The following is a 16,624-nucleotide window of genomic DNA, read 5'->3' on the forward strand; positions in this document are numbered from 1 at the left end:
CGTGGGATGCACGGCAGCGGACGTCGTGGCGGCCCTGCGAGCCGCCGCTCTCGTGGTGCAGGAGCACCGCGACGAGCTGGTGCGCCTCGACCAGGCGATCGGCGACGCGGACCACGGCGAGAACATGAAGCGCGGCTTCACCGCGCTGCTGTCCCGTTTGGACGCTGAGCCGCCCGACACCCCGGGCAAGGTGCTCAAGCTGGCCGCCACGACGCTGATCTCGACGGTGGGCGGCGCGGCAGGCCCGTTGTACGGCACCGCATTCCTGCGCGCGTCGGCCGCGGTGGGCGACGCGGCCGAGCTGGACCGCGAGACGGTGTCCCGCGCGCTGCAGGCAGCGCTGGACGGCGTGGTGGCCCGTGGCAAGGCCGCGGTGGGCGACAAGACGATGATCGACGCGCTGACCCCGGCCGTGGCCGCCGCCGCGGGCGTGGACGGCTCGGTGGCCGCGGTGCTGTCGGCAGCCGCCGACGCGGCCGAGGAGGGCGCCTCCTCGACCGTGCCGATGGTCGCGCGCAAGGGCCGCGCCTCGTACCTCGGCGAGCGCAGCGCCGGCCACCTCGATCCGGGTGCCAGGTCGACGGCGCTGCTGCTGCGCGCCTTCGCGGACGCGGCGGCCAAGGCATGACGGCGCCGGGTGTGGTGCGTTGCGAGGCCGGTGCGGCAGTCGCGCGCTTCGAGTCTGACGTGTTCCGCCGATCTTGCGGTCGTCCGGCCGGGGCGGAGGTGTCGTCATGACGGCGGCGTCGAACACCAGCCGGGTCGGCCTGGTGGTCGTCTCCCACAGCGACATGCTCGCGAACGGAGTGGCCGAACTGGCCGCCCAGATGGCCCCCGACGTCTCCGTGCTGCCCGTGGGCGGCACGGAGGAAGGCGGTCTGGGCACCGACTACGGCGCGGTCGTCGAGGCACTGGCCGACGCCGACTCCGGCGCAGGCGTAGTCGTGCTCTACGACCTCGGCAGCGCCAAGATGACAGCCGAGATGGCCGTGGAGTCGGCGGACGACCCGTCCCGCTACGCCGTGGTCGACGCACCGCTGGTGGAAGGCACGGTGGCCGCAGCCGTCGCCGCCCAGGGAGGCGCCTCGTCGGCGGACGTGGCGGCGGCGGCCGAGGGCGCGTCCGGCGAGGCCCCGGTGGCCGCCCCGACACGGCCGGCCCTGCACCTGGTACCGGACGCGGTGTCGGCGGAAGTGCTGCTGACGAACGAAGTCGGCCTGCACGCACGCCCAGCGGCCCTCCTGGCCCGCACGGTCGCCGAACTGGACGCCGACGTCGTCGTCCGCTACGGCGACGAGGAGGCGAACGCGGCCAGCGTGCTGGCCTTGATGGGCCTGAGCGCGCCAGGCGGCACATCGATCACGGTGGTGGCGACGGGCAAGGACGCCGGCGAGGCGGTGCGGCGCATCGAGGAGCTGGCGGAGAGGGGGTTCGACGACTAGACGCTCACCCGCCGCGAGGAGGCACGCGGCATCCGGCATCGAGCGGCTTCCGCACTCGCCGCGCCTGGTCCTGCCTGGGACTCGGCCTGCCTGGACCTCGGCGTGCCTGGGTTCGGGCGTGCCTGAGGGTCGGGCCTCCCCGGAACCTCGGCCCACCAAAGCCCGGCCCGCCAGAGCGGGGAGCCCCCGGCCTGCCCGCGAGCCTGGGAGTCCGCGAGCCCGCCAACCAGCCGGTCCGGCAACCCAGCATCCCGCCGGTTCCGGCATCCCGCCGGTCCCGGCATCCCGCCAGTCCGGCATCCCGCCAGCCCGGCATCCCGTCGGCCCGGCATCCCGTCGGTCCGGCATCCCGCCAGTCCGGCATCCCGTCGGCTCGGCATCCCGTCGGCCCGGCATCCCGTCGGCCCGGCCGCCAGCCCGCCAACCCGTCGGCCCGCCAGCCTGGGAGCCCGTCAACCCCGGGAGCCCGCTAACCCCAGCCGGCCCCGGCCCACCCGGAGCCCCGACCTGCCCGGTTCCGCGCCTCGCTTGCTCATCCCCGGCTCCCCCAGAAAGGAGCGCGACCACCCCGACACCGGACCCGGATGGCGCAGCAACGCGTTCCCCCACAAGGGTTGAACAGGCAAAATGCCAGCTCCACCAGGCCGCTGGACCGATTACTGTCTCGATCCCGATGGCGAAGCTCACGGCCGCTGTTCGCGCTCGGAGTGGCATAGTCGCCCGCAAGTTACTCCCAAGTAGCCCAGGTAGCCCACGTTTTACCCCGCAGGGAGGTCTGCAGTGGCGCGCGAGATCAAGACCGTCGGAGTCGTCGGCTTCGGAACCATGGGCGCGGGCATCGTGGAGGTACTCGCGCGCACCGGGCTCGTGGTGAAGGTGGTGGATGTCGACGCGGCAGGCGTCGAGCGCGGCCTCGGGCACCTGGAGCACTCGACGCTGCGGGCCGTCAAGCGCGAGAAGCTCACCGAGGCTGAGAAGACCGCTCTCCACGAGCGCATCAGCACGTCGCTCGACCTGCGCAGCCTCGCCGGGTGCGACCTGGTGATCGAGGCGGTGCCGGAGAACGTCGGACTCAAGGCGCGGATCTTCAAGGAACTCGACGAGATCCTCGAGCCCGAGGCGATCATCGCGTCGAACACGTCGTCGCTGTCGATCACCGAGATCGGCGTGCACACCGGGCGGCCGGGCAAGGTCGTCGGCCTGCACTTCTTCAACCCGACGCAGGTGCTCAAGCTCGTCGAGGTCGTGCGCACGGTCGTCACGGAGCCGGACGTGATCACGGACGTGGTCGCGTTCACGGAGCGGCTGGGCAAGTCGCCGGTCGTGATCGGTGACAGGGCGGGCTTCATCGCGAACGCGTTGCTCTTCCCGTACCTGAACCACGCGGTCAAGATGCTGGAGTCCAAGTACGCGACGCGCGAGGACCTCGACGCGGCCATGCGGTACGGCTGCGGTTACCCGATGGGGCCGTTGGCGCTGCTGGACCTCATCGGTCTCGACACCGCGTACGAGATCCTCGACACGATGTACCACCAGTCGCGCAACCGTCTGCACTCGCCGGCGCCGCTGCTCAAGCAGATGATCACCGCGGGCTTGCTGGGCCGCAAGAGCGGGCGTGGTTTCTACACCTACGACGGGCCTGATTCGCCGGTCGTCGTCAAGGACGTGCACACACCGTCCGAAGTGGACGCGAACGTCCAGACCCGTGACGTCCAACGGGTCGGTGTCATCGGCACGGGCACGATGGCGACGGGCATCGCGGAGGTGTTCGCGAAGCGCGGGTACGACGTGGTGTTGCGCGCCCGCAGCCTGGAGAAGGCGGAGAAGTCGATCGGCGCCGTGCGCAAGTCGCTGGAGCGCGCGGTCAGCAAGGGCAAGCTCGCCGAAGCCGACCGTGACGCGGCACTGGCGCGCATCAGCCCCGCAGTCGAGTTCGTGGACCTGGCGGACTGCGACCTGGTCGTCGAGGCGGTGGCCGAGGAGATCGGGATCAAGAAGGAGGTCTTCGCGGCGCTCGACGAGGTGTGCAAGCCCGGCGCCGTGCTCGCGACGACCACGTCCTCGCTGCCCGTCATCGAGGTCGCCGCCGCCACGTCCAGGCCGGGGGACGTCGTGGGCCTGCACTTCTTCAACCCGGCGCAGGTCATGAAGCTGGTCGAGGTCGTCGAGACGATCTCCACGAGCGCCGACGTGGTCGCGACGGCCCGCAGGATCTGCCTCGACCTCGGCAAGCACCCGGTGCACTGCGGTGACGTCGCCGGCTTCATCGTGAACGCGCTGCTCTTCCCGTACCTCAACGACGCGGTGAGGATGCTGGAGGCGCACTACGCCGAGGCCGACGACATCGACAACGCGATGAAGGTCGGCTGCGGCCTGCCGATGGGACCGTTCGCGCTGCTGGATGTCGTGGGCCTGGACGTGTCGCTGGCGATCCAGCGCACGCTCTACAACGAGTTCCGTGAGCCCGGGTTCGCCCCCGCGCCGCTGCTGGAGCACCTGGTCACGGCCGGTCGCCTCGGCCGCAAGACGGGCAAGGGCTTCCGCGACTACTCGTGATTCGCTAACAGGGGCACCATGTCGCGTCTGGCATGGTGTGGGCATGCGGCGACTGGTGCTCCTGTTGGCTGTCCTCGTGCTCGCGTCCGGCTGTGCCGGGGCGACCGTCGAGGGCAGTCCGGTAGCGCAGGCACCGCTCGACGCTTCCTCGCCGTTCGACCAGGAGGAGTCCGCGGACCCGAGCGCGTCCGAGGAACCCGACCCCGAGAACGCGCCCATCGACGGCGAGGTGCAGGGCGTCTGCGCGAAGCTGAAGTGGACGGACCTGCCCTACCCCGGGGCGAAGGCCGAGACGCCGCCCACGCAGATCAACTACGACTCGACGTTCGACCAGTCGTGCCGGTGGACGACGAAGGTCGACGACGTCGAAGTCGGTGTCTCCCTGCGGTTCCGCGAGGGCAAGCAGATCACGATCGAGCGCACCACCGGCGAGTGGGACGTGAAGGGCCACAAGGTCTCGTACCTCGACCGCACCGGCGAGGAGGAGGTCGAGCCCTCGTGCGTGCTCGTCGTGCCCTACGACGGCGGTGGGCTCGGGATCATCGTCATCGACTCGTCCGGCAAGTTCGGCACCGTCTGCGACCAGGGCCGCAAGATCGCCGAGGTGCTGATCGACCGCGAGACGTCCTAGCCCGCGAGACGTCCTGGCCGCAGACGACCTGGCTAGCCGCAGCAGCCTCCGCCGCAGCACCCGCCGCCGCCACCACCTGGTGCGGCCTGCTGCGTGCCGCCGATCCCGGCCATGGACAGCAGCTTCACCGTGTCGGGATGGCCCTCGGGGCAGTTCGCCGGTGAGGACGACTCACTCATCGGACGCTGCACGTCGAAGGTGTCGTCGCAGGTTCGGCAACGGAACTCGTAGGTCGGCACGGCCTGATTCTACGAGCGGTTTACCTTGTTGCGGTGCCCCGTCGTAACAGCCCCAAGCCGGAAGAGCCACGACCCCTCGGTGGCGGTGTCGGCTGGGCGCGCGCCGAGTCGGGCCCGGACGGCGACTGGCTGGTCCGCGCCATCTCGGGCGCGCAGGCGCAGAAGACCTACCGCTGTCCCGGCTGCGACCACGAGATCCGCCCCGGCGTCGCGCACGTCGTGGCGTGGCCCGCGCAGGAGACCGGCTCGGTGGAGGAGCGCCGCCACTGGCACCAGGCCTGCTGGAACTCGCGCGGCCGGCGAGGTCCGACCGCGCGCCGCTGGTGACCTAGATCCCTGTCTGCTTGCGCCACCGCTCCAGCCGGGCGAGGAACTCCTCCGGCTGCTCGACCGGCGGCAGGTGCCCCGCGTCCTCGATGCGCTCGCTCGTCGCGTGCCGCAACGTCACCGCGAGCTTCGCGGCCACGTCCGGCGGCGTGAGCTTGTCGTGCTCACCGACGAGCACCAGCGACGGGACGTCCAGTGACTCCAGCACGTCCGCGGAGTCGGGCCGCTTCGCCATCGCCCGCTGCCACCACGCCACGTCCTCGGCCCGCTGCTCCAGGATCATGGTGCGCACCAACGCCCGCGCCGTGTCCGAGGCGTTCGGGCTGAGCAGGTTCGGCAGCATCGCGTCCGCGAGCCACGCGCCGACGCCCTCGCGTTCGACGCGGTCCGCCATCGCGTGCCTGGTCTCGACCGCCTCCGGCGGGTCCGCGGTGTGCTTGGTGTCGACGAAAACCAGGCCCCGCACGCGTTCCGGTGCCCGCCTCAGCAGCGCCATCGCCACGTAACCGCCCATCGAGCACCCGCCGAGGACGACCCTGTCCAGCTTCCGTTCGTCGAGCACGGCGAGAACCTGAGCCGCGACGGTGTCGAGGTCGGGCTCGCCGTGGCCGCGCAACGACGGCGTCAGCGCGCCCGGCACGTCCCACATCCGCGCGTCAAGCGGAAAGGCGTGCAGCAGCACCAGATCGTCCATCAGCTCTCCCACTCCGGCGCCAGCACCGACCACACCTCGAGATCCTGCCGGACCCCGCGGTGCAGGAAGTACGAGCGCAGCACCCCGTCCCTGCTCATCCCGAGCCGCCGCGCGACCGCGATGCTAGGCGCGTTCTCCGACGACACCAGCCACTCAACCCGATGCACGCCGCGCTCGCGAATCGCCCAGTCGATCAGGACCCGGGACGCCCGCGTGATCAGCCCCTTGCCGGTCGCGGACGGCTCGAGCCAGCACCCGGCCTCGGCGCGCCCCTGCGGCACGTCCAGCACGCGCAGCAGCACGCCCCCGACGAGCTTGTCGTCGAGCCAGATCCCACAGATCCGCCCGGTGTCGTTCGCCGCCTTGTCCGCGTAGCCCTGCAACAGGCCGCGCGCACTCTCCAGGTCTTTGGCGGCGTCCGCGAACCCGATGTGCCGCCCGATGAACTCCCTGCCGCGTTCCATGTGCGCGAAGAACTCTTCGGCGTGCCACGGCTCCAACGGCCTGAGCTCCGCACCGTCGGTGCCCAGCGATTTCACGAACATCCTGTTCCCCCAAGATGAGTGTTGTGCCCACACGAATCGTATTGGTGCGCCACGCACAGTCCGTCTTGCCGCGCCTTGGCCACCCCGACGACGACCAGCGCCCGTTGAGCGCGGCAGGCTTGGCGGCGGCGGAGTCGCTGGCCGAGCGACTCACCGCGTACGCACCCGCGGCAGTGCTGTCGAGCCCGCAGCTCAGGGCGGTGCAGACGGTCACGCCCGCCGCTGACGCCCTGGGCCTCGGCGTGGTCACCTGGCCGGAGCTGCGGGAGTGGGAGTCGGGGCTGGTGCCGAGCGCGGACTGGGAGACGTTGTACGCCCACAGCTGGGCGAACCCAGGCTTTGCGCACGGGGCGGGGGAGAGCCTCGACGGGCTGACTGTGCGAGCGGGAACGGCCTTGGCGCGCATGGCAGAGGAATACCCGAACGCCACCGTGCTCGTGGGGTCGCACGGGACGTTCCTCTCGCGCGCGCTGATCGCGGCGGGGCAGCGCGCGGACTGGGCGTCCTGCCGCGCGATGCCGATGCCGGCGATCTACGAAATCACGCGCTGACCTGCGCGGACGCGAAACTGTCGGTGTCGGCTGGGATAATTGAAATCAGGGGTCCCCCTGGGCGGGGGACCCCTGCGAAGCGTGTGGTGTCAGGACTTCTTGGCCGGTTGCGGGCGGGTGAGCTTGGCCGTGGGGCCGTCGACCTGAGGCTTCTGGGCCTGGGGCGTCTGGCCGGGCTTGCTCGGTCCCGCGGGCGTGGCCTGCTGGGACTGGGGAGGAGTGGCCGGCGCCTTCGGAGCGGCCTGCGCCGGAGCAGTCTGTGGGGCCTGCGCGGGAGCAGCCGGACCAGGCTGGGCCTGAGTGGACTGCGCCTGGCCAGGCTGCGCCGGACCACGGCCCTGCGCGGCGGCAGCCTGAGCGGGCTGGCCGGGAGCGGGCTGGGCCGGAACCGGGCCGCCACCCTGAGCCGGGCCGCCCTCCTGAGCCGGGGCGCCATCCTGGGCCGGGGCTGAGGCGCCACCCTGAGCCGGGGCCGTGGACGCCTTCTCCTCCTCCACGGGGTCGAGCAGCGGCACGACGTCCTGCAGCGCCGTCCGCACGTTGTGGAGCTGGTGCGAGAGGCGGTTGCGGAGGTTGCGGAGCTGTTCGACGCGCTGCGTGGCGGCGGCGGTGCGGCGGTTGGCTTCCTCGGTGGCCTCGCGGACTCGGCGGTTCGCCTCGTCCGTGGCTTCCTGGATGCGGGCGGTGGCCTCGGTGATCGCGTCGTGGCGGCGGCGGTTCGCCTCTTCGGTGGCCTCGCGGACTCGGCGTTCGGCGTCGGCCTTCGAGGCGGTCTGCTCGGCGGCGATCGCGGCTCGGACGCGGGCGGCTTCCTCGGCGGCCTCGCGCAGGCGGCGGTCTGCCTCGGACTTCGAGGTGGCCTCCTGGGTGGCCAGGGTGGCCATCGCCTCGGAGCGGCGGGCGGCCATCGCGATCTCGAAGTCCTCTTCGACGGTCACGCGGCGCTGCTCGGACTCGTCGGCGATCTTGCGGGCGGCGGCCTCCGCCTCGGAGACGATCTTCTCGGCCTCGGCGCGCGCGGTCTCCAGCACGCCCTTGTGCTCGGCTTCCATCTGCGCACGGCGCTCGTCCAGCTCGACGATCAGCTTCTCGTAGCGCTGGCGCAGCACACCCGCGTCGGCTTCCGCCTTGGCGCGGATGTGCCCGCCCTCCGCTTCGGCGCGGGCCTTGATCTCGTTCGCCTCGTCCTGGGCCAGCCGCAGCATGCGCTGGAGGCGCTCGGAGAGCCCCTCCAGCGTCGTCGGCGGCAGCGACAGGCGCTCCACCTGGTTGCGCAGCTCGGTCATCTCCGAGCGTGCGGCTTCCAGCTGGCGCGCCAGATCGGACGTCTGGGACACAGCGGCATCGCGGTCCGCGGCGAGCAGCCGCAGGTCCGAGTCGAGGCGTTCGAGATGATCCTCGACCTGAGCGCGGTCGTAACCGCGCTTGACGATGTCGAAGCCGGATCCCAGTGGGACGAGGTCACGGTCGTCGGCGAGGCCCATGCCCCTCACGCTACCCGTTCGGGTAACCCCGGAAGGTCACACACCCCGGAATCGATTGATAGCTGTGAGGTGCTTCGCGCGCAGTTCGTGATCGAGCACACCAAGACCCTCTTCCGGCGCAAGGCACAGCACGCCGACCTTGCCCTGGTGCGCGTTGCGGTGCACATCGAAAGCCGCCTGACCCGTTTCGTCCATTGAGTACACCTTGGACACCGTCGGGTGGATCTTTCCCTTGGCGATCAAGCGGTTCGCCTCCCACGCCTCGCGGTAGTTCGCGAAGTGGGACGAGAGGATGTGCTTGAGGTTCATCCAGAGGTAGCGGTTGTCGTACTGGTGCATGTACCCGGACGTCGAGGCGCACGTCACGATCTTGCCGCCCTTGCGCGCCACGAACACCGACGCGCCGAACGTCTCGCGGCCGGGGTGCTCGAACACGATGTCCGGGTCCTCGCCGCCCGTCAGCTCGCGGATCTTCGCGCCGAACCGCTTCCACTCGCGCGGGTCCTGCTCGTGCTCGTTCTTCCAGAACTTGTAGCCCTCGGCGGAACGGTCGATGATCAGTTCGGCGCCCATCGAACGGACGATCGCCGCCTTCTCCGGCGAGGAGACGACGCAGACCGGCGTCGCGCCACCGTTCAGCGCGAACTGCGTCGCGTACGAACCCAGACCGCCGGACGCGCCCCAGATCAGGACCGTGTCGCCCTGCTTCATGTTCGCGCCGTTGGTCGACACCAGCTGCCGGTACGCGGTGGAGTTCACCAGACCCGGCGACGCCGCCTCCTCCCACGTGAGGTGCTTCGGCATCGGCATCAGCTGGTTCGATTTCACCAGCGCGAGGTCCGCGAGGCCACCGAAGTTCGTCTCGAAGCCCCAGATCCGCTGCTGGGGGTCGAGCATCGTGTCGTTGTGGCCGTCCGGCGCCTCCAGCGGCACGTCCAGGCAGTGCGCGACGACGCGGTCGCCCGGCTTCCACGCGGTGACGCCGGGACCGGTGCGCACGACGACGCCGGCCAGGTCCGATCCCACGACGTGGTACGGCAGGTCGTGGCGGCCGCCCAGCTTGCGCAGGAAGCCGAACGTGGACACCGGCTCGAAGATCGAGGTCCACACGGTGTTGTAGTTGATCGCGGACGCCATGACGGCGACCAGCGCCTCGCCAGGACCGAGCTCCGGCGTGGCGACCTCGTCGACGTGCAGCGACTTGCGCGGGTCCTTGTCCCGCGTCTCGAGACCGGAGAACATGTCGGCCTCGTCCGCGTGCACTGTCACGCCCCGATAGCTCTCCGGAACGTCCAACGAACCGATCGCGTCCAGCTCTCCGGCCAGGATCGCATCAAGGATCTTCTGCACGGCGGCATTCCTTCCCAGTGAGGGATAGTCGCAGGTTGCCGGAGGTTACTCATCAGTAAACGATCCAGAATCACGCCTGTGAGGGATCCCACCCAGATTTCTTGACCGGGCGGCCAACCAAGGAGGACGATGGAGGGCGTCCGAGAAGGAGGAGGTGTGTGGAGATGACCAAGGCGTGGACCAGGTGGCAGGACTGGGCCGAAGTTGCGATCGGCGTGCTGGTGCTGCTCTCTCCGCTCGTCATGGACACCTCGAACGCGGCCATGTGGACGATGATCGTGCTCGGCGCGCTCATCGCGATCGACGGGCTCGTCGATCTCGCCAGGCCCGCGATGATCTACGGCGAGTACCTGCAGATGGTGCTCGGAGCACTGCTGTTCATCTCGCCGTGGGTGATGGGCTACACCGACATGATGGCGGCCTCGTGGGTCTCCTGGGTCGGTGGTGTGCTCACCGTGGCCGCGGGGGCGCTGGCGATGCCCGCGGCGAACGCGGCACACACGGCCGCGGCGCAACCGCACTGATCAGTCAGGAAAGCTGTGGGCCCAGGAGTGTTCCCGGGCCCACACACCCGTGGAGGAACGCGTGGACGATTCGGCCAAGGAGCGCATCCTGGCCGCGGCCGAGGAGTTGTTCGCCGACTCGGGCTTCGACGCCACCCCGACCTCGCGGATCGCCGAACGCGCCGGCGTGCCCAAAGGCCTGGTGCACTACTACTTCAACCGCAAGAAGGACCTGCTCGCCGCACTGGTCGCGCGGTTGCCGGACAGCACGGTCGACCAGCGCAGGGTCGTCGTCGCGGGAGACGTCGCCGAGTCGTTGCGAAGGCTCGTCGCGGCACTCGACGCGCGCTTGAACGCCTCACCGCTGCTGTCACACCTGTTGTGGCGTGAAGCGGATACGCATTCGGCGGTGCGTGACGCGATGCAGGCGCGCTACGACAACGTCGCCGCGCAGATCAAGCAGGTCATCCTCGCCGCGGGCGGTGCCGCCGTCGCGATCAAGGACGTCGAGGCGGCCGCGGCTCTCCTCGCGCTGGCCGTGAGCTACCGGCACTCGGTGGCGCGGCACAGCGACGAGGACGACCCGATCGACCGGGAACTGACGTTCGTGGCCAGTGCCCTCGTCGCTAATGCTTCGCCGCGGGTTCGACCAGCTCGATGAGCACGCCGCCCGCGTCCTTGGGGTGCACGAAGTTGACCCGGCTGTTCGACGTGCCGCGCTTGGCTGCGTCGTAGAGCAGGCGCAGGCCCTTGGCCCGCAGCGCGTCGGCCGCGACGTCCACATCGGACACCCGGTAGGCGAGCTGCTGCAGGCCGGGCCCGGAGCGGCCGATGAACTTGGCGATCGTCGAGTCCTCGTTCAGCGGCGCGAGCAGCTGGATCGCGGTGCCGCCGTGGTCGCCGGGCGCGTGCAGCATCGCCTCGCGCACGCCCTGTTCCTCGTTCACCTCTTCGTGAGCGACCTCGAGGCCGAAGTTGTCGCGGTAGAACGCGATGGCGACGTCGAGGTCGGGCACGGCGATGCCCACGTGGTCGATCGCGGTCACGAATCGAGCGAGCTCTGCGTTCATAGCGGGGAAGGGTATCCACCTGATCGGTGCAGGTGCTCCTGTGCGGGGTCTCACACGATTACCGCCCGGTAGCCCCAGGTATGGTGCTTAGTTAACGACCGTTCGCTCTTCCAGCCGTTCGCTCTTTCAATGGAGGCAGTTGTGTCCGGTTCCGTGATCGTCGCCGGGGCGCGTACCCCGATGGGCCGACTGCTGGGGTCGCTCAAGGACTTCTCCGGCGCCCAGCTCGGTGGCGTCGCGATCAAGGCCGCACTGGAGCGCGCGGGCGTGGCGCCCGAGCAGGTGCAGTACGTGATCATGGGTCAGGTCCTGACCGCCGGCGCCGGCCAGATCCCCGCCCGCCAGGCCGCGGTGGCCGCCGGCATCCCGATGAGCGTCCCGGCGCTGACCATCAACAAGGTCTGCCTGTCCGGCATCGACGCGATCGCCTTGGCCGACCAGCTGATCCGCGCCGGTGAGTTCGACGTCGTCGTGGCCGGTGGCCAGGAGTCGATGACCCAGGCGCCGCACCTGCTGCCCAAGTCGCGCGGCGGGTTCAAGTACGGCGACGTGACGATGGTCGACCACATGGCGCACGACGGCCTGTTCTGCGCGTTCGACCAGGTCGCCATGGGCATCTCGACCGAGAAGTACAACGGCCGCTACGGCGTCACGCGCGAGGAGCAGGACGCGTTCTCCGCGCGTTCGCACCAGCTCGCCGCGAAGGCCGCCGAGAACGGTGTCTTCGACGCCGAGATCGCGCCGGTCGCGATCCCGCAGCGCAAGGGCGACCCGATCCTGTTCAGCACGGACGAGGGCGTGCGCGGTGATACGACCGCCGACACCCTCGGCAAGCTGCGCCCGGCGTTCGCCGCGGACGGCACCATCACCGCGGGCTCGGCGTCGCAGATCTCCGACGGCGCTGCCGCCGTCGTCGTGATGAGCAAGGCCAAGGCCGAGGAACTGGGCCTGGAGTGGATCGCGGAGATCGGCGCCCACGGCGTCGTCGCGGGTCCCGACGCCTCGCTGCACGAGCAGCCGTCCAACGCCATCAAGGCCGCCTGCGCCAAGGAGGGCATCGAGCCCGCCGACCTCGACCTGATCGAGATCAACGAGGCGTTCGCGGCGGTCGGCATCGTCTCCTCCCGTCAGCTCGGGATTCCCGAGGACAAGGTCAACGTCAACGGCGGTGCCATCGCACTAGGCCACCCGATCGGCATGTCCGGCGCCCGCATCGCCCTGCACCTCGCTCTCGAGCTGCAGCGGCGCGGTGGCGGCGTGGGTGCGGCGGCGCTGTGCGGTGGTGGTGGTCAGGGCGACGCTCTGATCATCCGTGTTCCCTCCAGGGCCTAGTGTCCTCGGCTGTGGCCACAGCTGTTGACGTGAAAGGACTGGTCGACCGCGCGCGTGACGGCGAACCGCGCGCGGTCGCCAGGCTGATCTCGCTGGTGGAACAGGGAAGTGCGCAACTACCGCAGGTGGCTGCCGCTCTCGCTCCCCACACGGGTCATGCGCGGGTCATCGGCCTGACCGGAGCTCCCGGTGTGGGCAAGTCGACCTCCACCAACGCACTCGTGCGCGCCTTCCGGGAGGAGGGCAAACGGGTCGCGGTGATCGCCGTCGACCCGTCCAGCCCGTTCTCCGGCGGCGCGCTTCTCGGCGACCGCGTGCGCATGGGCGACCACGCCACCGACCCCGGCGTCTTCATCCGCTCGATGGCCACCCGCGGCCACCTCGGCGGCCTGTCCTGGGCCACCCCTCAGGCGTTGCGCGTGCTCGACGCCGCCGGTTTCGACGTGATCCTCGTCGAAACGGTCGGCGTGGGGCAGTCCGAGGTCGAGATCGTCGCACTGGCCGACACGACGCTCGTCCTGCTGGCCCCCGGCATGGGTGACGGCATCCAGGCAGCCAAGGCGGGCATCCTGGAGATCGCCGACGTCTTCGTCGTCAACAAGGCCGACCGCGACGGTGCCGACCAGACCGCGCGCGACCTCAAGTACATGATCTCCCTGGGCCGCCGCGACCGCTCCGGCCCGCTCTGGCGCCCGCCCGTCGTGAAAACCGTGGCCGCACGGATGGAAGGCGTGGACCGCGTGGTCGGGGCGATCGCCGAACACCAGTCGTGGATGGCCGAACACGGCGAACTGGAGGAACGCCGCCTCCGCCGAGCCGGCGCCGAGATCGAGGCGATCGCCGTGGAACGCGTCCGGACCCGCTTCGCGCCCGTCGACCAGCTCGCGAAGCGCGTGGTCGAGGGCGAGCTGGACCCTTTCGCCGCCGCCGAGTTGCTGATCAGCGGTAACCTGCCCCAATGACCGCTTGGGGAGCGCCTCCACCTGTCGTCATCGACCTCGGTAAGAGCGACACCCGCAAAGTCCTGCTGGGCGGCAGCGTGGCCGGCGTTCTGGGCATTCTCGCCCTGGTCGGCGCCGTCACCGCGTTCATCGACGGCGAACCGGTCGGCGGCAGCATCGCGGCCGTCATCGGCGTCGCGTTCACCGGCATCGGCGCGATGGCCGTCGTCAGGTGGAAGACCATCTCCCGCCCGCGCAAGCTCGTCATCGAGCAACAGGGCATCCGGCTCGACGATCCGCAGGGCGTGCCGTGGGCCGTCGCCTGGCAGGACCTGGGCGCCATCTCGATCTCCCGCACGCGGGAGCGCGCCGTCCAGCTGGCCGACGCCCTGGTCCGCCGCACCCTCGTCCGCGTCGACCTCCACCCGCGCGACCCCCGGCAGTTCCGCCCCGCGCACCCGGCCATGGAACCCCTCTGGGAGTTCCACCACGTGCAGAACGGGTACCGGCTGCCGCTCGGCGACTCCGCCGGGTTCATCGGCCCGATCGACCACGCGTTGCGGACGTTCGCTCCCCAGATCTACCGCGGCGTGATCGACGAGGGCTTCACCGTCGGCCTGCACTAGCGTGACGAACCTCTACTCTCAGTAGTCTCGAATTTCACTGCTTGCAGTGATGGTCTCCCCGTTGACTACTGAGGGGAGTTACCCTCAGTCGTTCGTACGGTGTCACTTCTCTCCCCCAAAGGGGTGAAGCCGTGGGCGGCAACGTGAGCACAGAACAGCGAGTGCTGGACGTCGTACTGTCCTTCGCCGACGACGACACCCTCCCCGACCTGCTCCACCACGTGGTCGAGTCCGCCTGCGACCTGATCGACGCCCCCTACGGCGCCCTGGCGGTGATCAACGGCCACAAGGAGCTCACGGAGTTCACCGCGCATCACGACGGCCAGGTGCACATCACGTCCGGTGACCCGCGCTCCCTCGGCGTGGCCGACTTCCTGGGCGCGCCGATCAAGGTCCACGACGAGACGTTCGGCAACCTCTTCCTGAGCGGCAAGGCCGAGTTCACCCGCCGGGACCGCGACGTCCTCACCGCCATCGCCACCGCGGCGGGTTCGGCCATCGGCCACCTCGACCGGTATGAGAAGACGCACGAACGTGAGGTCTGGCTACGCGCGGCCGCCGAGGTGACGACCAACCTGCTGACAGGCACCAACGGCCGTGATGCGCTCTACCTGGTAGCGAAGACGGCACGCCAAACAGCCGACGCCGACTTCACGGCCGTGGTGCTCCCGGACCACAACGGCGACCTCGTCATCGAGGTGACCGACGGCGGCTCGTACGACGCCGAGGGCATGCGGGTGCCGAAGGAGGGCACGGTCAGCTACCGGGTCTACGAGTCGGGCCAGGCCGAGTGCCACGACGAGGGCACGGTGCCGATGGTGCCGGGGCCGTGCGCGGTCGTGCCGCTCACGGTGGGGGACAGGACGATCGGCGTCCTCATCCTGGCCCGGCCGCAGAACGAGCCCGGCTTCGACTCGCCCGAGCTCATCGAGGCCTTCGCGGCGCAGGCCGCGCTCGTCCTCGAGTTCACCAAGGCGCAGGGGGACACCGAGCGGATCGCGGTGCTGGAGGAACGCGACCGCATCGCGCGGGACCTGCACGACCTGGTCATCCAGCGGCTGTTCGGCCTCGGCCTCGGGCTGCAGGGGCTGACCGGGCTGAGCGGGCGGCCCCAGCTCACCGAACGGATCAGCGGGTTCGTGGAGGAGGTCGACCACACGATCCGCGAGATCCGCCGCACCATCTTCTCCCTGCAGGAACCGCCGTCCGGCGGCACGAGCCTGCGCGGACAGCTGCTCAGCGCGGTGCACGAGTCCGCGCGGCTCCTCGGCTTCGAGCCCGACGTGTCACTGGAGGGGCCGCTCGACTCCGTCGTGCCGGACGAGGTCAGGCCCGATCTTCTCGCCACCCTCAGAGAAGCGCTCACGAACGTCGTGCGCCACGCACGGGCGAGCCACGTGGCTGTCACCGTCAGCGTCGACCGGACGGTGACGAGTGTCGAGCTCATGGTGAAGGACGACGGCAGAGGCTTGCCGTTGGCTGACGATTCGCCGGGAGTGCCCCATCACGCGGGCGGACTCGCGAACATGGCGGCTCGGGCGCGGCGTCACCACGGCGACTGCGCGGTGGACTCGATCCCCGGCGCGGGGGTGAGCATCACCTGGTTCGTCCCACTGGTGCTGCAGGAGGCGAGATGGCGATAGCGGTGCTCTTGGTGGACGACCACGAGATCGTGCGGCGCGGGCTGGTGCAGTTGCTGGCACAGGCCGACGACATCATGGTCGTCGGGCAGGCGGACAGCGCGACGGCCGCGGTCGCGCAGGCACCCCGGCTCAAGCCGGACGTGGCGATCATCGACGTCCGGTTGCCCGACGGCGACGGCGTCACGGTGTGCCGGGAGATCAGGAGTCTGGTGCAGCCGCCGCCCGCGTGCCTGATGCTCACGTCCTATTCGGACGACGAGGCGCTGTTCGGCGCGATCATGGCGGGCGCCTCCGGCTACATGCTGAAGGAGGTCTCCGGCAACGACCTCGTGGCCGCGGTCCGCACTCTCGCGTCCGGCGGCTCACTGCTGCACGCCGGCGTCACGGCGACTGTGCTGCAACGGCTGAGGGGCGGGCCCGAGGAAGACCCGCGCTATGCCGCGCTCAGCCCGCAGGAACGCCGCATCCTCGACCTCATCGCCGAGGGCATGACGAACCGGCAGATCGCGAACCGCCTGTTCCTCGCCGAGAAGACCGTCAAGAACTACGTGTCGAGCCTGCTGCACAAGCTCGGCTTCGACCGCCGCACCGAGGCGGGCGTCTACGCGGCCCGGCGCAGACGCGCCCACCCCGGCTCGTTCTGAGCCCCTGGCGGTGAGGTTGATGGGGGGAGCTTTCCTAAACCTCAGG

19 protein-coding genes are annotated in these 16,624 nt (G+C 70.3%); 13 read left to right on the forward strand and 6 right to left on the reverse strand.

All coding sequences use genetic code 11. From position 1 onward, the window contains the following. Window position 1 precedes the first annotated feature (1 nt). From dhaL to ACRSBM_RS03035, 4 genes are all read left to right on the forward strand, one after another. Window positions 2–628: a dihydroxyacetone kinase subunit DhaL gene (gene dhaL, locus ACRSBM_RS03020; RefSeq protein ID WP_434439494.1), complete on the forward strand. Its 627-nt coding sequence runs from the start codon at window positions 2–4 to the stop codon at window positions 626–628. 106 nt (window positions 629–734) lie between these two features. Further along, a complete protein-coding gene (gene dhaM / locus ACRSBM_RS03025; protein WP_434439495.1) occupies window positions 735–1,442 on the forward strand; it encodes a dihydroxyacetone kinase phosphoryl donor subunit DhaM in 708 nt (235 codons plus the stop codon). Between the two features lie 780 nt (window positions 1,443–2,222). Then, on the forward strand, window positions 2,223–3,998 hold the full coding sequence (locus tag ACRSBM_RS03030; RefSeq protein WP_434439497.1) for a 3-hydroxyacyl-CoA dehydrogenase family protein: 1,776 nt from the start codon (window positions 2,223–2,225) through the stop codon (window positions 3,996–3,998). A 43-nt stretch (window positions 3,999–4,041) separates the two neighbouring features. Continuing rightward, window positions 4,042–4,629, forward strand: a complete 588-nt coding sequence (locus ACRSBM_RS03035) for a DUF3558 family protein (protein ID WP_434439500.1) — start codon at window positions 4,042–4,044, stop codon at window positions 4,627–4,629. Window positions 4,630–4,661: 32 nt separating this feature from the next. Here ACRSBM_RS03035 and ACRSBM_RS03040 read toward each other — a convergent pair whose 3' ends face one another. Beyond that, entirely contained in the window at window positions 4,662–4,868 is a 207-nt protein-coding gene (locus ACRSBM_RS03040; protein ID WP_434439502.1) for an FmdB family zinc ribbon protein, read from the reverse strand. Between the two features lie 33 nt (window positions 4,869–4,901). On the opposite strand from ACRSBM_RS03040, the gene ACRSBM_RS03045 reads away from it, so the two are divergent. Next, complete coding sequence (locus ACRSBM_RS03045; RefSeq protein ID WP_434439504.1) at window positions 4,902–5,195, forward strand: hypothetical protein; 294 nt, start codon at window positions 4,902–4,904, stop codon at window positions 5,193–5,195. A 1-nt stretch (window position 5,196) separates the two neighbouring features. On the opposite strand, the gene ACRSBM_RS03050 is transcribed toward ACRSBM_RS03045, so the two are convergent. Both ACRSBM_RS03050 and ACRSBM_RS03055 read right to left on the reverse strand, forming a co-directional pair. Then, complete coding sequence (locus tag ACRSBM_RS03050) at window positions 5,197–5,889, reverse strand: alpha/beta fold hydrolase (RefSeq protein ID WP_434439507.1); 693 nt, start codon at window positions 5,887–5,889, stop codon at window positions 5,197–5,199. Then, entirely contained in the window at window positions 5,889–6,434 is a 546-nt protein-coding gene (locus ACRSBM_RS03055; RefSeq protein ID WP_434439509.1) for a GNAT family N-acetyltransferase, read from the reverse strand. Before ACRSBM_RS03055 ends, ACRSBM_RS03050 begins: the two co-directional genes overlap by 1 nt. Window positions 6,435–6,448: 14 nt before the next feature. On the opposite strand from ACRSBM_RS03055, the gene ACRSBM_RS03060 reads away from it, so the two are divergent. Further along, complete coding sequence (locus ACRSBM_RS03060; protein WP_434439512.1) at window positions 6,449–6,985, forward strand: histidine phosphatase family protein; 537 nt, start codon at window positions 6,449–6,451, stop codon at window positions 6,983–6,985. A gap of 89 nt (window positions 6,986–7,074) precedes the next feature. On the opposite strand, the gene ACRSBM_RS03065 is transcribed toward ACRSBM_RS03060, so the two are convergent. Continuing rightward, window positions 7,075–8,469 carry a chromosome segregation protein gene (locus ACRSBM_RS03065; protein ID WP_434439515.1) on the reverse strand — a complete coding sequence of 465 codons (1,395 nt, stop codon included), beginning with the start codon at window positions 8,467–8,469 and terminating at the stop codon, window positions 7,075–7,077. A gap of 36 nt (window positions 8,470–8,505) precedes the next feature. Continuing rightward, a complete protein-coding gene (ccrA, locus tag ACRSBM_RS03070) occupies window positions 8,506–9,819 on the reverse strand; it encodes a crotonyl-CoA carboxylase/reductase (protein WP_434439518.1) in 1,314 nt (437 codons plus the stop codon). Between the two features lie 164 nt (window positions 9,820–9,983). Between ccrA and ACRSBM_RS03075 the strand changes: the two genes are divergently transcribed. Further along, on the forward strand, window positions 9,984–10,343 hold the full coding sequence (locus ACRSBM_RS03075; RefSeq protein ID WP_434452941.1) for an SPW repeat protein: 360 nt from the start codon (window positions 9,984–9,986) through the stop codon (window positions 10,341–10,343). A gap of 61 nt (window positions 10,344–10,404) precedes the next feature. Next, window positions 10,405–10,983, forward strand: a complete 579-nt coding sequence (locus tag ACRSBM_RS03080; protein ID WP_434439520.1) for a TetR/AcrR family transcriptional regulator — start codon at window positions 10,405–10,407, stop codon at window positions 10,981–10,983. On the opposite strand, the gene mce is transcribed toward ACRSBM_RS03080, so the two are convergent. Further along, on the reverse strand, window positions 10,949–11,392 hold the full coding sequence (gene mce / locus ACRSBM_RS03085) for a methylmalonyl-CoA epimerase (RefSeq protein WP_434439523.1): 444 nt from the start codon (window positions 11,390–11,392) through the stop codon (window positions 10,949–10,951). The two genes, ACRSBM_RS03080 and mce, sit on opposite strands and share 35 nt — an antisense overlap. Window positions 11,393–11,533: 141 nt before the next feature. Here mce and ACRSBM_RS03090 point away from each other — a divergent pair, with 141 nt between their 5' ends. The 5 genes from ACRSBM_RS03090 (at window position 11,534) to ACRSBM_RS03110 (ending at window position 16,578) form a co-directional block, all read left to right on the forward strand. After that, complete coding sequence (locus ACRSBM_RS03090) at window positions 11,534–12,724, forward strand: acetyl-CoA C-acetyltransferase (RefSeq protein ID WP_434439526.1); 1,191 nt, start codon at window positions 11,534–11,536, stop codon at window positions 12,722–12,724. Window positions 12,725–12,735: 11 nt separating this feature from the next. Beyond that, window positions 12,736–13,686: a methylmalonyl Co-A mutase-associated GTPase MeaB gene (gene meaB / locus ACRSBM_RS03095; RefSeq protein ID WP_434439529.1), complete on the forward strand. Its 951-nt coding sequence runs from the start codon at window positions 12,736–12,738 to the stop codon at window positions 13,684–13,686. After that, window positions 13,683–14,291 (forward strand): hypothetical protein, encoded by a 609-nt coding sequence (locus ACRSBM_RS03100; protein WP_434439531.1) that lies wholly within the window; start codon window positions 13,683–13,685, stop codon window positions 14,289–14,291. Before meaB ends, ACRSBM_RS03100 begins: the two co-directional genes overlap by 4 nt. A 131-nt stretch (window positions 14,292–14,422) precedes the next feature. After that, entirely contained in the window at window positions 14,423–15,934 is a 1,512-nt protein-coding gene (locus ACRSBM_RS03105) for a sensor histidine kinase (protein WP_434439534.1), read from the forward strand. Next, window positions 15,925–16,578, forward strand: a complete 654-nt coding sequence (locus ACRSBM_RS03110; protein ID WP_434439537.1) for a response regulator — start codon at window positions 15,925–15,927, stop codon at window positions 16,576–16,578. The genes ACRSBM_RS03105 and ACRSBM_RS03110 overlap by 10 nt, the downstream gene beginning before the upstream one ends. Window positions 16,579–16,624 lie beyond the last annotated feature (46 nt).

The sequence above is a fragment of the Lentzea xerophila genome (assembly GCF_051094245.1).
In the GTDB taxonomy this organism is placed as follows: domain Bacteria; phylum Actinomycetota; class Actinomycetes; order Mycobacteriales; family Pseudonocardiaceae; genus Lentzea; species Lentzea xerophila.

Excerpts from the sequence above, each read along its gene's own strand:
- ACRSBM_RS03055 (WP_434439509.1), bottom strand. The coding sequence starts at position 6,434 with ATGTTCGTGAAATCGCTGGGCACCGACGGTGCGGAGCTCAGGCCGTTG.
- ACRSBM_RS03035 (WP_434439500.1), top strand. The coding sequence starts at position 4,042 with ATGCGGCGACTGGTGCTCCTGTTGGCTGTCCTCGTGCTCGCGTCCGGC.
- dhaM (WP_434439495.1), top strand. The coding sequence starts at position 735 with ATGACGGCGGCGTCGAACACCAGCCGGGTCGGCCTGGTGGTCGTCTCC.
- ACRSBM_RS03110 (WP_434439537.1), top strand. The coding sequence starts at position 15,925 with ATGGCGATAGCGGTGCTCTTGGTGGACGACCACGAGATCGTGCGGCGC.
- ACRSBM_RS03050 (WP_434439507.1), bottom strand. The coding sequence starts at position 5,889 with ATGGACGATCTGGTGCTGCTGCACGCCTTTCCGCTTGACGCGCGGATG.
- ACRSBM_RS03060 (WP_434439512.1), top strand. The coding sequence starts at position 6,449 with ATGAGTGTTGTGCCCACACGAATCGTATTGGTGCGCCACGCACAGTCC.
- ACRSBM_RS03100 (WP_434439531.1), top strand. The coding sequence starts at position 13,683 with ATGACCGCTTGGGGAGCGCCTCCACCTGTCGTCATCGACCTCGGTAAG.
- ACRSBM_RS03075 (WP_434452941.1), top strand. The coding sequence starts at position 9,984 with ATGACCAAGGCGTGGACCAGGTGGCAGGACTGGGCCGAAGTTGCGATC.
- ACRSBM_RS03065 (WP_434439515.1), bottom strand. The coding sequence starts at position 8,469 with ATGGGCCTCGCCGACGACCGTGACCTCGTCCCACTGGGATCCGGCTTC.
- mce (WP_434439523.1), bottom strand. The coding sequence starts at position 11,392 with ATGAACGCAGAGCTCGCTCGATTCGTGACCGCGATCGACCACGTGGGC.